Source organism: Apibacter sp. (genome assembly GCF_025291155.1).
Classification (GTDB): Bacteria; Bacteroidota; Bacteroidia; order Flavobacteriales; family Weeksellaceae; genus Apibacter.
Window position 1 is genome coordinate 1 of sequence record NZ_JAMBJZ010000051.1, and the last position, 15,538, is coordinate 15,538.

The following is a 15,538-nucleotide window of genomic DNA, read 5'->3' on the forward strand; positions in this document are numbered from 1 at the left end:
ATATGGAAAATTGAAATAAAGAAAATCCGTTATCTAAAAGTCGTTTTCTAAAAAGATTGGACTCTCGTATATTTACTTTAGTTTCGGTCGGTAAATCATATAAAACTAAAATCCACATGACTCTATAAGCATTATACCGTTCGGATATCATACTAATTTAGGATAGCATATCAAACGTTTTTCACCCGTAAAGCATTTATAAAGTGAGCTCGTTGTTATTTTCGCAGCAATAAGTAAAGGCCTTATTTTTTCATCAATTTTTAAATCAATAGTGGCAATATTTAGCATATGTGCTTTGAACTCTTTGGTTAATTCATCTCCTTCCGGATATTTTTCTAACCATTTAATTACCAGTATGCCTACAAAAGGGCGATATGGTTCCATTATATCATCGGCCAAACAGTAGGGGTTGTATTTATTCTTATGAAAAATTCCCAAAACGGGGAGCAAACCGGTTTCAACAAGTGAACGAGCAATAATACTTCGTAAAACGGCGTATCCAAAGTTAAAAAAAGGATTAGGAAAATTGCCCATACGTTTTCTAATAAAATCGGGTCCCATAAGATATTTCCAATAATGTTGGGCTGCAATACCTTCTCTATTAGTTACATCTCCACTTTTAACACTTTCAAGATATTCTTGCATGGGTTCATAGTAATTGCCAAATTTTTTCAGAACATCTTTTTGATTTATTATTTTATATTCTACCGTCTGCTTCCATAATTGGTTTTTAAGTTTCTCGCTAACTTTTAATTGATTTTTAACTCGTTCAGAATGTTCTGTATGTCCATACATAGGGAGCATAATGCCGTGAGGAAGATGATGAGCATCGCAACTAATTACAACCACATTATTTCCCATCATTTTTTGTATCAATTGATGGGAAATGGTAATTTGAAAATGATCCAGCATTAATAAGCCTAAATCTTCAACCGGGATTTTTCCCTTTATTTCACCGGTTGAAGGGGCTATTATATAAACTTGTTCGTCTTTCAGTTTCAGGTAAGACGGGGTTCCTACGTATATAGATCGGGTGATCATATCTATTATAGTTATTACTATTCTCCTATATGAACAATTTTACCTAAGTGGTTCAATCGAACTTTTACTATATTTTTTACTCCGTTAACTCCCTCTCTTCTCCAGGTTATTCCTCTCAAAGAATCCGCATTAAATTCAATGCTAGTTTCCAAATGATGTCTAAAATGGTAATCTTTTGAGGTTAATTTTTGAACTCTAAATAAATGTTTAGAAATCTGACTTAAATTCTTATTATCGTATAGATCTATATCATTCGGATTAAAATCTTCTGAAGGGAATAAAAACATTTCATTTTGTTTCATAGTAAAAAGAAATTTCCAGCCCAACTCCTTATTATATAAAGTGTCAATTACCGGAAGTCCCTGATTTACTTTCTCCACGGCCTCGAAAAAGCTGACAACCTTTTCCTGTAAAGCCCCTTCTGCATCTTTATATATAGCCACGTGATGGTTATTACCTGTACTTACAAAATCTACCGGAATAGGGTTACCCTTTTCATCTAAAATCTCATTTCCGAAATGGTCCTTTTTTATATGAAGCGATTCGGCATTGCTGATTCCTTTTATCGTAACCGTTTTAACGCAAATCCCTTTTTCCTTATTTAGCCATATAGGATTTTTTTCCAAATCCGAAAAGGCTTCTTTTGCATTTCCGTCCGCCTCTCTGAGTCGATTTTTTAAAAGGATACGTAGGGTAGGATCTAATACTTTTTCTATAGTTTTTTCATTTTTAAAATTATCAGGACTAATAGGCTTTCTTATCGTATATATTTTTTCATACCATTGAATAACAATATTTTCGGGTACTTTTTCGGAGGAATGAGCAGTAAGGAAAATAGGATTTTTTGCTAAGGAGTTTTTTCCGGAAAAAGCTTTCTTAGGGTCGTTCAGATTTTCTTACAATCGTTTTAATAAGGCATATCGATAAGCCTTTTTTTGTACCATTAAAAACGGTTTCATAATTAAATTTAGAAGAAATTTTTACTTCTTTTGTTTGTAAAATTTTTGCCATTCCATATATAGTCTCCTTATGCAATGGGCCTCTTGGAGTTCGCTCATCTTTAGGGGTATATCCGTTTCTTTTTTTAGGTTTATTTTGGTTAACTGTTACCACTTTGTTTTTGACCTTATGAGAAACGAGAATTTCGTTGAGTTGTTTTTTAGCTTCCTGTCGGAAATTATTGGTTGGAAAAGTAAATATAGATTTTCTTTTCCCGTTTTCAAGGATTATATCGTTTTTAACTTTCTTTTCAATAGAAATAATATGAAAATGTTTTTTATTGGTTTCATCATCACGTGCATTTAAATAATTTAAATATTGTATGTGATTGGAGGTAGTAAAAGCAATGGTCAATGCATCCATGGCATGATGACGGTGGTCGCTTCGTTTGTTCCAATCTTTAATGATTTCTTTCTTTTCTCCTTTGGAATTTATAACCCATTCTGTTAAACCGGCTGAGTGAAATTTCTCAATATTAAGTTCTTTCATCGTATTGACTAAGTTCCAATCTTTTCGTAATTTAGCAGTAATCTCTCCCGTAGTAGTAACCACGCGGGGCGTAATTTGGTTAAGTAGTTCTGTGGTTTTTCTGGCTATGTATTGGGTATTATTTAAATCCCTATTTAAGAAACCATCTCCTATATCCGCTCCTTCCGTAACCAGATTTTTATATTTTTTATAGGAAATTACCCCTTTTTTATATAATTCTGATACCGTATTTAGATATTGTTCTTCTCTTTCTTTTCCTAGATTAGAGACATAATCCATAGCAGTTAAATTGCCTTTGTCATGGTTTGCCTTTCTGGGAACTAATACTTTATTGGAAAAACTATCGTCAAAAACTTTTGATTGTGGGATAATATGGTCAATGTCATATTTGTTAGTAAAAAGAAGGTCCTTAATAACATAGGTTTGGGTATATAAATCTTTAAAACCATTTTCATTAAGTTCTAAATACAATCGGTAGCGAATAATATCATTTCGAGAAGGATTAGATATTCCAAAATCTTTTTTTAGTATCTCCGAATATTGTTGATTGCGGCTATTAGCTTCAAGGGCGTTTTTGTACCATTTTTCACGTTCCTGGGCATTTTTTTTGAGGTCTCTTGCCAATTCGAGATGAATTTCATCAAAGGCTCCATATTCTTCTTGTAATGAATTTACTAGATTAATGAGTTGATTTATAATTTTCTCCACTACAGGGTTTCGCAAGGAATTTTTTGGTAAAATCTCTAATCGATTTTTTAGCTTACGATTAGCCAGCTCTTCACGAGTTAAAGAATTTTTAGAATGCCGGTACCCTGCTAATACACAAGCGTCACTATAAGAGTTTTCTTTGCTATAAGGATATAGATTTCGCATAGCTTTAGTGCTTAGGTTCCCATATTCAGAGGCAAATGAAATAGAGGTTAAAAATTGCGCGTGCTCTTTTTTGAATCCGAATTTGTTTTGTAGCAGGTTCAAGAGCTTTTCATTACCCGATGGCGAATTGTCTCCTTCATAAGAATATAATAGATGCCACAATTGGTATAAGTGTTGTCTTTCAAATTCAGGGTTCGGAAGCAATGCATCAAAGTCTAAAATGGAGGAGGAGATAGAACAAGATTCAAAGGCTGATCTTACGATTTCTTTAATTTCAGCGGCAGAAAGCTTACTATCCGCAGGTCTTAGTTCGTCTTGATCTTCCGGTATTTTTAATAGTTCAAAAACATTATGACCTTCCCATTCCAATATTTTAAAATAGACACGATAAAGCTGTTCCTGTGTTCGATTGCCTTCTAAGGTAGTATAATTTATTTTGGTATTTTTGGCGGGTAATTTTAATAGCGCTAAAATTTTTTGCGCAGGTAAATTTCCTTTTGTATTTAGTTCTGAAAATAGCAACTCTTTTTCTTCAAGAGTGAGCGAGCGATTGTTTCCTTCCTGCCGGATGAGAACATTATTAAGTATTTGCCATATCTTAAATTCTTGAAATAGAGGTGAAGATTTTGGGGCAACTTTGAGTCCGATTGTCTTTGTTTTTTTTTTACCATTTTTGCTAATTTCAATTTCGCGGTTCTCAAATTCACAAATACTGATGAGTCCTTTTTGTGAGCGAAGCTTGCGCTGATAAAAGATGGTTGAATCTCGAATTTTTTTTCTGAGTTCGGATGTTAATTGAGGATGGAACTGAGCTTGGGTTTCCCATATTTGATCAAATTCATCGGCATAATCTTGGCGTAAAAAAACCTGGTTTTTTAATTTCGTATGTTCATTTTGTGAAATTTGAGTATATAAATTTTCACCTACCGTTTGACAGTTAAAAAACAATTCTTTGCTTTTATCACTTATAGCTCCTAAATAGCCACTGGAGTTGTAAATATTGTTATTTATTTCAGCCAAAACATAAGCTACCTCTTCAAGGGAAAGCCTTTCCGAAATAGCCCTGCTCCGCCATTCATAGGCTTTCAGTTTTTTTTCATTCTTTTTTCCTTTGTTGGTGGCGGTGGTCATACCGCAATTTTTATAAAGAATAGCGATACTTGCTTTTTGTCCTTTTCCCTCCAGTTCTTTTTTTAAATCCTCCGTGAATGTGTCGGGATAAAATTGTTTTTGAAAATCCCATACACGATCCCATTCTTTTTGTAAATCGGAGCGGTAAAAATCAGGAATTTGATTTTTACCGTTTTTTAAAAGTTGATAAACGTATTGCCCCGGTGTTAGCTTCTCTTTATACAATAGTTTGGCAACAGCCATACCGTCTATGGCCTTACCCTCATCTTCATTTTGTACTTTACGGCTGCTTTTATATCCTCTCTTTTTATTTATATGAAGTAAAACTCTGGCCAATTCATTAAGCCCTATTCTTTCTTTGGCTGCTTTAGCTCTAATTTGTAAGGTTTCGAATGTGGTAAATTTTCCATTCTCATTGAGAGGGGTATGAGGAGCAATAATTTGATTTTGTATTAATAAGTCAATTAGATTTTTTCTTCTTAACTTATAACGGTGAAGATTTCTTCGGATGCTTCTTGCTAAGGTTCTATCCGCATTGAGCGTTATAGATTTTCCTTTTTCAAAATTTAATTTATCTTCAGTTGTTATGGGGACAACTCTGACCCCTAATTTTATAATTGTATTTAAGTTAGGATTTTCTTCATCCACCTTGACTACAGCCCAGCCTATTGAGGCTGTTCCTATGTCCAGACCTAAGATATTCTTAAAAGGCATAATAATCTATTTGAATTTAGTAATTAATAGATAAATGTATGAATTAATTGGAGATAAAAAACATTAAATTTATGATGAATTAATTGTTTTTTTTCTTACCTTTGTACTCACTAAAATTTGAAAGCAATTCACAATAAGGATTATTCCGTTGTGAAAACATTAAAGCGGGAGTTTTCTCGCTTTTTTATTTTGATTGTTCATAGTGTTTATTTTGGATATTATTAAGAGGTCAAAAAGTTTAAATTTTTTTTATTTAAAATACAATTACAATTACAATAACAATACGAACCTTATTTAACCTCTTTAATCAGAACGGTATAAAGGGGGGAAATGGTCGCTGTATCCATTAATATAGTGATCATTTGAAAAAAAGCGATACGGATAATCTTTTCGAGAATCTTCCCGTGTAATTAAATAAGCAGGAGAGAAAATATTCATCTTACCTCTGCTTAAATTAAAGCATGATTTTTTATTCATCTATAAGCATAAAGTTAGTTAAGTAAATTGCTTTATGCTATGACAAAATTATGCTGTGATATAACTAATTTTAGAAGAGCAGTTATAATAAGCAAATAGACAAATAATTTATATAAACAAATATGAGGTTTAGACGTTAATAATTTAAGTCTAAAATTATAGCTAATTTTATTTTGTTGCCCCCCTATCTATATCACTTTTTTAAATAAAGTTAATACGAAGATTTATTCATCGTCTAAATAATCGTGTTTATACTACTGAATTATAATATTGAATAATACAAATAAATTTTTAAACTTTTTACAATATTAAGTGATCATATTTATCCCTTAATCTATTATATTAAATAGTATTAATCATTGCTTTTTAAACTAAAGTATCTAGTTAATGATAAAGGACGTGTAGCTCCTAAGTGTAGATATAAGCCATAGAGTGGTGAAAATAAATAACTTAGCGATCTTTTCGGTTTGTCAAATAACTCTAACTTCCAAACACCAAAAAAGTCAAATAAAAGACTTTTTTCTGAAAGAATTAATAAATCACTGAAAAGATCTGTATAATACATTTGAGCTAACTGTGCTTTATCAATTATTCGATTTTGTTGTAAGTCTAATAAATAGATTTCTAAACCTTCTTCAAATGGACAATCAAGAGTAACAAATAACAAAATATAATTATCATCTATTAACAGAGCTGTCTCTAAGCAAGGTCCATCTACATGAACTTTACTGTCATGGCCATCAATGATGATTGTATTGTTGTGGATTTTTATATTGGTTAATTTTTTAATCATAAAGCATTTAGTTTTATTAGCTCCTAAAAATAAACTTAATTAAAAATATTTTCTAACCTCGCTTTTTTATTTTGATTGTTTATAATGTTTATTTTAGATATTATTAAGAGATAAGAAAGTTTAAATTTTTTTAATTTAAATTACAATTGCATTAGGAATTTTATTTAACCTCTTTAATCAGAACGGTATAAACGGGGAAATGGTCACTGTATCCACCAATATAGTTATCATTTGAAAAAGAGCGAAACGGATAACCTTTTCGAGAACCTTCCTGTGTAACTAAATAAGCAGGAGAGAAAACATTCATCTTATAAAAGTGGTATCCTTCCTTGTCGGCAATAAGTTCAGGCGAAATAATTTGTTGATCGAAAAAATTAAAAGAATCCTGATACGCAAGAGTTCCCAATCCTTTTTTAAACAAAATTTCCGCAGGATTATAATATGAGCCTATTTTTACGTTTTCTTTTTTAGATACAGTGTTTAAAACTTTTTTTATGCTAGGACTGTTGCAATCATCGTTAAAATCGCCCATGGCAAGTATTTTGGCCTTTGGATTGAGAGTTATCAGGCTATCCATAGCCTGTTTTAACACCTTTGCCGCAGCAATCCTATTCGGAAGGCTTTTTTGTTCACCGCCACGTCTTGAGGGCCAATGATTTACCAAAAAGTACATTTTTTCGTCATCCAAGAGACCTTCTACACATAATATATCGCGCGTGTATTTTTTATAATCCCCTTCTTTCGGTAAATTAATAAGAAGTCTTTGTTGATTAATAGGGACAAATTTCGTTTTGTTATATACTAAGGCTACATCTATTCCTCTGGGATCAAAAGAATTCAGGTGAACAAATCCATAATTTCCACCTTTCTTTTTCAGTGCTTCACACAAATCCTTTAGTACCTGTTCGTTTTCAATTTCGCATAACCCAACGATCGCAGGCATGGATTGTGTTTCAGCTTTTCCGGTTTCAGTTATAACTCGGCTAATATGGTCGATTTTTTCTTTATATTTTTTCGAATCCCAAAGTTTTGTTCCCTTGTAATGAAATTCATCGGTAAGTATATGTTTTCTCACAACTTTTTTACCTTTTAGCTTAGCGAAAGATAATTCATCGGAATGAAACGTATACCCGGATGTCTGGGCGCTATCCTCGGGTACGCTTATTTGATATTTTGGGTCGTTAGGATCGAGAGAACCGTTAATAAGATCTGCAGATTTAATAGTGTCATATAAGTTTTCAACGTTATAAAACATGACAGTTGCCGTTTTAAATTTTACTTGGGCATTGAGCTGGATGGATAATGTGCAGAAAAAAATAAAAACTAAACTATTTTTTAAAAATACGTGCATAGCTCTATGGTTTTACGTTGACAAAACTAAAAAGAAATAATTATATTTGCTCCAATAAGTCTCTTCAAATTACTAAAAATGATGAAAAGTAAGCTGGTATATTGGGCCCTTTTTGTAAATCAGGCGCTGTTTGCACAAACTATGATCTACGGATATCTAAAAGGAGACCAAAATAAACCTTTAGATCAGGCTATTGTTAGCTTAGGAGAAGATCGAGCCATACAGTCTAAATCCGATAGAATCGGGTATTTTCAATTCAAAGATGTATCAGCCGGTACCTATCTTTTAATCATAAACAGGATAGGATATGTTCCGAAAATCCTTACAGTAAAAGTATCTTCGGAAGAATCCAAAAAAAATTTAGGAGATATTACCTTAGAATTTAATCCTTCACAAGAAGAAGAAGGAATCATAACCCTAACGGATGACGATTTTTCATCGGATGAAGAAGGCTCTATGGCACAGACCGGAATTGGGTTATTGCAATCTTCCAAAGATATATTTTCCAAAACCGCTTCTTTTGAGCTTGGGCCTTATTGGTTCAAGGTAAGAGGTTTGGACAATAGCTATGCAACAATTATGTTCAATGGAATTCCCATGTCCAAAAATCAAACGGGTAGACCTGATTTCGGCAATTGGGGCGGATTAAATAATGTAGTGCGCTATCCTTATGAATTAGCAGAAAATAATAACGTTTCTGATTATTCTTTCAGCAGCTTAGGAGGGACTACCTATTACGATACTCGTTCTTCTTCATATAGAAAAGGATTCGAACTCAGTTATTCGTTTTCTAATCGTACCTATCAACATAGGGTTATGACTACCTACTCTTCAGGAATGCTTCCTTCAGGATGGTCTTTTACCTTTTCCGGCTCCAGAAGATGGATGGAGGAAGGGGTTATTGATGGAACCTACAACGATTCTTATGCATATTTTACGGCTATTGAGAAAAAAATTAATCATAGACACAGGCTGAATTTCACTGCGTTCGGAACCCCGTCAAGAAAATCCGGTTCAAGTCCAAATACTCAAGAAGTATATGATTTGAGAGGAAAGAATTATAACTCTTTTTGGGGGTGGCAAGATGGAGAGAAAAGAAACGAACGAGTAAAAAGAATTTTCGAGCCAATATTTATGCTTACCCATTATTGGAATATAAGTGATAAATCAAAATTGACCACTACAGCCTCTTATCAATTTGGATATAATAAACAGTCCCATTTAAATAGGTATGAAGCAGAGAATCCTTCCCCTACTTATTATAAAAATTTACCAAGTTATTGGTTAAGTCTTGGAAATATGACGGAATATGAAAATTGTTTGCAGGCATGGGAAAATAACGATATAACTGTCACTCAAATAAACTGGGATCAGTTATATAATACGAATTATCATGCGCCGACTTATCAAGATCCCTATACCGGACAGGTAGGTAGGAGAGCTTCTTACTTTATAGTGGATGATGTAATTAAAGATAAAACTTTTAATGCTGCCACTCATTTCCAAACCTTGCTAACTGATAATTGGAAATTCTTTTTGAACGTAAATTATCAAAATTTAGTGTCGAGTAATTATAGGGAGATAAATGATTTGTTAGGTGCCGATTTTGTATTAAATAAAAGTTCATTCATAAAAGAGGATGGAATAAATTCCTCCACAGGCGATTATAATAGTTTACATCCGGGTAGTGTGGCAAGGAAAGGAGACAAAACGGAATACGATTACAAAATGTTCAGACAAAAAATAATGGGAAATGCTACTTCTAGAGTAACCATAAACCGTTGGGAAGTTGCCACATCATTTCTATTTGGATGGGATGAGTCTTATAGAGACGGGAAATTTAAACATGGCTTATACCCGAATAATTCCTACGGAAAAAGTGCTAAAGCAAATTTTATTGAATTAGGTTTACGTACAGGGATTACTTATAAAATTAACGGAAGAAATTTTATTATTCTCAACTCCGCCTATTATGAATCTTCGCCCACTTTAAATGAAATTTTTGTAAATCAAAGGCTAAATAATGACAAAATTCCGAATGTAACTAACCAAAGAGTAAATACAAACGATATCACATATACCTTAAGATCTCCTCGTGTAAAAGCTAGAATCAGTGGGTATTATACTAAAATAAAAAATGCCATAGAAATATTGCGTTATTACGCACAAGGGGTACGATTTGAAAACAGTTCCGATGCCTTTATTACAGAAGTTTTAACAGGAATGGAAAAGGACTATTTGGGGTCTGAAATAGGAATAGATTGGAAATTATCTCCTACTCTATCTCTGTACGGAATAGCTTCCGTGGGGCAATTTACCTATAAAAACAATCCTAAATTGTATGTTCTTAGTGATAATTCGCCTGGCATAAACGATTACGGTTCTTCTTACATTAAAGATTATAAGATTGCAGGAACCCCTCAAAAAGGCTATGCTTTGGGAATAAAGTATAATTCTCCTAAATATTGGTGGACAAGTATCAGTGCTAATTTTTTACAAGATATTTATTCAAATATTTCTTTTCTTTCAAGGACCAAAAATTTCATCATGAAAGATGGAGTTTTTCCCTACGATGAGGCTACACCGGATAATGTAAAAGCTATATTAAAACAAAAGCAATTTCAGGACGTTTTTCTATTAAATGCTACTTTGGGTAAATCGGTACGAATGGGTAAATATACGTTGGGTATGAGTGCTTCCATCAATAATATTTTAAACGAAAGGGGATATGTAACCGGTTCATTTGAGCAAGGAAGATCAGCTAATTATGAGCAATTAGAAAAAGATAAGTCATTAGCCTATCCACTTTTTGGCAATAAACTATTTTATGATAGAGGAAGATCGTATTTCTTGAATGTATTCTTTAAATTTTAATATTAAACTTATAATTGATAAATTATTAAAAAGATAAAAAATGATAAAAAAAACAATAGTATTTTTTATATCTTGGCTACTCTTATCTTGCGTGCATGACGATGATTATAAAGCTCCTCCGGTAAACGAAGGGCAAAAAATGAAAGCTACCTTAGATATACCTTATCTTTTGCGTACAGCTCCTGTATTTACAGGAAAAAATGGGGTAGAGGCAATCAGCTTTTCTAAGGGAGAAATTTTAGAAGGATATGTTATTTCCTCAGATCAAGCAGGAAATATATATAAAAACTTGTTTATAGTAACGGAAGATGGAACTCAAGGTGTCATGTTAAGTGTCAATACATCAAATATATATACGCATTATCCTTTAGGGTCTAAAATATATATAAAATTGGAAGGTCTATACTATGGAAAGCAAAATGGCATGGTGCAGATAGGTCTACCTCCTACACAGCCGGAAAGATATGTAGTAGATCAAATAACGCCTTCGGTTATGAATTCGAATATAATTCTGGGCAAAGATAAAAAAAATGAAGATGAATTAGTAATTAAAACTAATGATGCCGGTAGGTTATTAACGGTAAAAGATGTCAATAATAATGAAAAATATTTGTGCACCTTGGTGGAGGTAAACGATGTTATATTTAATGATGCAGGTAAAACTTATGTAAGAAATAATGCTAGTACAGATAACCAAATAAATGACATAAGCTTAAATTATATAAACGTACCTATTAGTAATTATGCTTCTTTTGCAGGATATAAAATTCCGTATGGGGAAGGAAGATTACGAGGGATAATGACCCGATATGACGGGACATATAAAACGTATAAGCTAATACTTAGAACGATTGATGATGTCAAGGATTTTCCAACTACTAAACCTTTTTTTATAGAAACGTTTAATCAAGTTTCCAATGTCTCAACTAAACCAAAAATAAATTTAGCGACAGGATTTGATAATCCTTTGCCGGTCTCTTATAGTGATCCGTACGGAAAAGCGGATATAAGAACTTCCGGCGCGGCTTTTTCTAATCCTCTAGTCTGGTTTCCGACAAATACCGATTCATCTCTGGTTATTGACCATATAAATACTTCCGGTCATAAGGCTATGATATTGTCTTTTAAACTAAATGTGAATATATTTAATTCAAACGAAATAGGATATGTGGATGATTTGATTCTTAAATGTAATGGAGTTGAAATTGCCCTTCCGCATACTCTTCTAACTGTAGATAATAATAAAAATATGTTTTATACTGTGCGAGTGAACATTCCTGATGGTACGGAAAAAATAGAATTTTTTGCTTCAGCAAGTAAAAATAAAAGAGGATTTAGAATCGATACGATACAATTGGAAGATTAATAAATTTAGTAATGAGATTAGCATATATAATTACAGTAATTGTCGTAGGGACTGCTTTTGGGATATGTTTTACTTCTTGTGTTGATAGTGATGATTATGCCATTCCCCCAGTTCCGTCGACCGGATTTTTTAAAGAGACTTTTAATAAGGTAACTAAAGCCGAAGGTGAGGCAATTGTTACAAGCCCTTGGCCTAAAATATCTATGGTTAGTAATTTTGATGGTGAAGTGGAAGGGGTTTTGTATTCAGATAAATTCGGAATGATAGATGTAAGGAGATTAAATGGAACTAGTGATATCGCCAAAAAAGAACTTTTTTTATGGTTTCCTTCCGGAAGAGAATCTTCCTTAACTATAGATAATATTAATTTGGGAAAACGAAGGAAATTAGTTTTGAGGTATAATTTCAATGCAAATATTTATAATTCGGACGAAAAATCTAATACCAATAAACTGAAAGTGAAATTTAATGGGGTAGATTTACCTGTGCCTGATATTGAGCTAAATGCTTTTAATAATAGGAACAAATATCAAGGCGTGTTAATCAGAATTCCCGACGAAATTTTGAAAGAAATTTCAAACATGGAATTTATTAGTAATGCTGAAAGTAATGATAGAGGATTTAGAATAGATGATATTGAATTATTGGATGACTATCCTTATGAATAAACGAAGTTATTTCATACTAAAATATTAATTGGGTTAAAAAACTTTGTATCTTTAGTAAGTAAATGTATAAAAATGGTATCATGCAAAAAACAGCGTTAATTACAGGAGCAACATCGGGTATAGGGCAAGCCACTGCGGAAATATTTGCTGAAAATGGAATTAATCTTGTACTCTGTGGTAGAAGAAAGGATAGATTAGAAGATAGTAAAAAGAAATGGGGAAATAAAGTGGAAGTCACAACCTTACTTTTTGATGTTGGAAACAAAGAGGATGTTTTTTCAGCAATTAATAGTTTGCCAGATGAAAAAAAGAAAAAGATAAATATATTGGTAAATTGTGCGGGAAATGCCCATGGATTGGATACTTTTTTAGATTCTTCTGTAAATGATTTTGATGCAATGATAGATTCTAACGTGAAAGGTCTTTTGTATGTGTCTAAAGCGGTTGTTCCTATTTTGGCTGCTAATACAAGAGGACATGTTATCAATGTAAGCTCTATTGCCGGAAAAGAAACTTATCCTAAAGGTACAGTTTATTGTGCTACCAAACATGCTGTTGAAGCAATTAGTAAAGGGATGAGAATGGATTTGCTATCTCAGGGAATAAAAGTAACCAATATTGCTCCTGGAGCGGTTGAAACCGAATTTTCATTAGTTAGATTTAAAGGAGATAAACAAAGAGCAGAATCCGTATATCAGGGTTTCGAGCCTTTAGTGGCTGCGGATGTGGCAGATGCCATCTATTATGCTGTCTCTCGGCCGGATCATGTACAAATAGCCGATATTACGATATTTCCAAAAGCACAAGCCTCAGGGACTTTATTTAACAGAAAATAATTATAGTATTAATTATTTTTATTTATTCCATATTTCCCAGACACTGTCTGCTTGTAGATTAAGCATTTCTAATCCGTCTTTAGTCTGTGCACCGACTTTTTCCCTAATTGCAGTAATTTTGTTTCTTCAGGATTATAAATGAGATCATAGATCAAATGTTGGGAAGTAAGAAATTCTACCGGTATAGGCGGAAAGTCATTTATATTAGGAAAAGTTCCCACAGGAGTAGCATTAACGATTAGATGATTGGATATTAGTGTATCTTGCGTTAAATGGCTATACATAATTGTACTACTTCTTAAAATAATGGTAAAAGGAATGGAAAGTTGATTTAATACATAAGCAACGGCTTTTGAGGCTCCTCCGCCTCCAAGTATTAAAGCAGATCGGTGATGGGGTTTTAAAATCGGTACTAAAGAATTTTTAAAGCTAATGGCAAAATCATGCAGTTACTTGGTGCTGGGATTACCGCTTATTGACTTTTAACCGTGAAATTATGGTTGATATACCCACGTTCATTTTAAAGGAAAGAAGAACTAAAAAAAGAAAATAAAAGATGATTCAATATGAAGTAATAAAAACTGAAAATTCAAAACCAGTAAAAATGTGGACTAAAGGAGTGCCAGTAGAAGAAGGAGCCAAAGAACAATTACTAAAAACAGCACAATTGCCATTTATTTTTAAACATATTGCAGTAATGCCTGATGTTCATATGGGTAAAGGATCGACAATTGGTAGTGTTATTCCAACTCTTGGTGCCATTATTCCAGCCGCCGTAGGGGTAGATATTGGCTGTGGTATGATGGCAGTACAAACGTCACTAACTGCAGCTGATTTACCTGATGATCTGGCCCCTCTACGTTTAGCGATTGAAAAAAACGTGCCACATGGTTTAACGCCTAAAAATGCTGGTATAGATCAGGGGAGTTGGCAACATGCACCAGCAATTGTTGATCAATATTGGCAACAACTTTTACCAGGATTTGAGAAATTAACAGAAAAGTATCCGTGTTTTTTAAAAACAAACAATTACTGTCATTTAGGAACACTAGGAACGGGTAATCACTTTATCGAAGTGTGTTTAGATGAAAATCAACAAGTATGGATTATGTTACATAGTGGTTCACGTGGGGTCGGTAATGCTATCGGTGAATTTTTTATTAAATTAGCCAAAAAAGATATGGAAACTTACTTTATCGATAAATATTTACCAAATAATGATTTAGCTTACTTTGTTGAAGGGACTGAACATTTTGATGATTATCTTATGGCGGTAAATTGGGCGCAAGAGTTTGCTCGTTTAAATCGTGAAATTATGATGCATAATACTATTATGGCTATTAGAAATACATTAAATATTGAATTTACCAGCCATATTCAAGCGGTAAACTGTCATCATAACTATGTGCAAAAAGAGCATCATTTTGGACATAATGTTTTTGTGACGCGTAAAGGAGCTGTTTCAGCCCGTAAAGGAGAATTAGGGATTATTCCAGGATCAATGGGAGCGAAAAGCTACATTGTTCGCGGACTAGGGAATGAAGAGAGTTTTTACTCTTGTTCGCATGGTGCGGGACGAGTGATGAGCCGATCTGCAGCCAAAAGAATGTTCACCACTGAAGACCAAATAAAAGCCACTGCGCACGTCGAATGTCGAAAGGATGCCAATGTTATTGATGAAATTCCAATGGCATATAAAGATATTGATGCAGTGATGACAGCGCAAAATGAATTAGTTGAGATTGTTCATCAACTACGACAGGTAGTCTGTGTAAAGGGATAAATGATATCGAGGAGTCTATCCTCGATAATCATGATAAAAATAGTAGGGCAATTATTGATTACATCAATGGTTGCCTTGTTTATAATAAATTTAATTCAATGTTATTTATAACAAATCGAAACGTCTCTATCTTTTTAGCTGTT

13 protein-coding genes are annotated in these 15,538 nt (G+C 33.1%); 5 read left to right on the forward strand and 8 right to left on the reverse strand.

Annotated features, from left to right (window positions below; all coding sequences use genetic code 11):
- From M3Z80_RS06155 to M3Z80_RS06180, 7 genes are all read right to left on the reverse strand, one after another.
- A partial coding sequence (locus tag M3Z80_RS06155) for a CRISPR-associated endonuclease Cas2 (RefSeq protein ID WP_459251445.1) occupies positions 1–151 on the reverse strand: 151 nt, incomplete at its 3' end.
- Entirely contained in the window at positions 148–1,041 is an 894-nt protein-coding gene (gene cas1 / locus M3Z80_RS06160; protein WP_293918562.1) for a type II CRISPR-associated endonuclease Cas1, read from the reverse strand. The genes M3Z80_RS06155 and cas1, both read right to left, overlap by 4 nt.
- 17 nt (positions 1,042–1,058) lie before the next feature.
- On the reverse strand, positions 1,059–1,667 hold the full coding sequence (locus tag M3Z80_RS09815; protein WP_366519861.1) for a hypothetical protein: 609 nt from the start codon (positions 1,665–1,667) through the stop codon (positions 1,059–1,061).
- 250 nt (positions 1,668–1,917) lie between these two features.
- Positions 1,918–5,247: a type II CRISPR RNA-guided endonuclease Cas9 gene (gene cas9, locus M3Z80_RS06165; RefSeq protein WP_366519862.1), complete on the reverse strand. Its 3,330-nt coding sequence runs from the start codon at positions 5,245–5,247 to the stop codon at positions 1,918–1,920.
- A gap of 303 nt (positions 5,248–5,550) precedes the next feature.
- Complete coding sequence (locus tag M3Z80_RS06170) at positions 5,551–5,724, reverse strand: endonuclease/exonuclease/phosphatase family protein (protein WP_293918564.1); 174 nt, start codon at positions 5,722–5,724, stop codon at positions 5,551–5,553.
- A gap of 352 nt (positions 5,725–6,076) precedes the next feature.
- On the reverse strand, positions 6,077–6,517 hold the full coding sequence (locus M3Z80_RS06175; protein WP_293918566.1) for a hypothetical protein: 441 nt from the start codon (positions 6,515–6,517) through the stop codon (positions 6,077–6,079).
- Between the two features lie 160 nt (positions 6,518–6,677).
- A complete protein-coding gene (locus M3Z80_RS06180) occupies positions 6,678–7,868 on the reverse strand; it encodes an endonuclease/exonuclease/phosphatase family protein (protein WP_293918568.1) in 1,191 nt (396 codons plus the stop codon).
- Positions 7,869–7,949: 81 nt separating this feature from the next.
- On the opposite strand from M3Z80_RS06180, the gene M3Z80_RS06185 reads away from it, so the two are divergent.
- The 4 genes from M3Z80_RS06185 to M3Z80_RS06200 all read left to right on the forward strand — a co-directional run bounded on the left by M3Z80_RS06185 (position 7,950) and on the right by M3Z80_RS06200 (position 13,612).
- On the forward strand, positions 7,950–10,742 hold the full coding sequence (locus M3Z80_RS06185) for a peptidase associated/transthyretin-like domain-containing protein (protein ID WP_293918570.1): 2,793 nt from the start codon (positions 7,950–7,952) through the stop codon (positions 10,740–10,742).
- A gap of 40 nt (positions 10,743–10,782) precedes the next feature.
- Positions 10,783–12,108, forward strand: a complete 1,326-nt coding sequence (locus M3Z80_RS06190; RefSeq protein ID WP_293918571.1) for a DUF5689 domain-containing protein — start codon at positions 10,783–10,785, stop codon at positions 12,106–12,108.
- 11 nt (positions 12,109–12,119) lie between these two features.
- Positions 12,120–12,776: a hypothetical protein gene (locus tag M3Z80_RS06195; RefSeq protein ID WP_293918573.1), complete on the forward strand. Its 657-nt coding sequence runs from the start codon at positions 12,120–12,122 to the stop codon at positions 12,774–12,776.
- A 62-nt stretch (positions 12,777–12,838) separates the two neighbouring features.
- Positions 12,839–13,612: an SDR family NAD(P)-dependent oxidoreductase gene (locus M3Z80_RS06200; protein ID WP_459251444.1), complete on the forward strand. Its 774-nt coding sequence runs from the start codon at positions 12,839–12,841 to the stop codon at positions 13,610–13,612.
- 68 nt (positions 13,613–13,680) lie between these two features.
- Here the strand turns inward: M3Z80_RS06200 and M3Z80_RS06205 are convergent, their stop codons facing one another.
- Positions 13,681–13,896 (reverse strand): hypothetical protein, encoded by a 216-nt coding sequence (locus M3Z80_RS06205; protein ID WP_293918577.1) that lies wholly within the window; start codon positions 13,894–13,896, stop codon positions 13,681–13,683.
- A 272-nt stretch (positions 13,897–14,168) separates the two neighbouring features.
- Between M3Z80_RS06205 and M3Z80_RS06210 the strand changes: the two genes are divergently transcribed.
- Positions 14,169–15,395 (forward strand): RtcB family protein, encoded by a 1,227-nt coding sequence (locus tag M3Z80_RS06210; protein ID WP_293918579.1) that lies wholly within the window; start codon positions 14,169–14,171, stop codon positions 15,393–15,395.
- Positions 15,396–15,538 lie beyond the last annotated feature (143 nt).

Coding starts and splice junctions, on each gene's coding strand:
- M3Z80_RS06180 (WP_293918568.1), bottom strand. CDS start 7,868: ATGCACGTATTTTTAAAAAATAGTTTAGTTTTTATTTTTTTCTGCACA.
- M3Z80_RS06200 (WP_459251444.1), top strand. CDS start 12,839: ATGTATAAAAATGGTATCATGCAAAAAACAGCGTTAATTACAGGAGCA.
- M3Z80_RS06170 (WP_293918564.1), bottom strand. CDS start 5,724: ATGAATAAAAAATCATGCTTTAATTTAAGCAGAGGTAAGATGAATATT.
- M3Z80_RS06185 (WP_293918570.1), top strand. CDS start 7,950: ATGAAAAGTAAGCTGGTATATTGGGCCCTTTTTGTAAATCAGGCGCTG.
- M3Z80_RS06205 (WP_293918577.1), bottom strand. CDS start 13,896: ATGTATAGCCATTTAACGCAAGATACACTAATATCCAATCATCTAATC.
- M3Z80_RS06195 (WP_293918573.1), top strand. CDS start 12,120: ATGAGATTAGCATATATAATTACAGTAATTGTCGTAGGGACTGCTTTT.
- cas9 (WP_366519862.1), bottom strand. CDS start 5,247: ATGCCTTTTAAGAATATCTTAGGTCTGGACATAGGAACAGCCTCAATA.
- M3Z80_RS06210 (WP_293918579.1), top strand. CDS start 14,169: ATGATTCAATATGAAGTAATAAAAACTGAAAATTCAAAACCAGTAAAA.
- M3Z80_RS06190 (WP_293918571.1), top strand. CDS start 10,783: ATGATAAAAAAAACAATAGTATTTTTTATATCTTGGCTACTCTTATCT.
- cas1 (WP_293918562.1), bottom strand. CDS start 1,041: ATGATCACCCGATCTATATACGTAGGAACCCCGTCTTACCTGAAACTG.
- M3Z80_RS06175 (WP_293918566.1), bottom strand. CDS start 6,517: ATGATTAAAAAATTAACCAATATAAAAATCCACAACAATACAATCATC.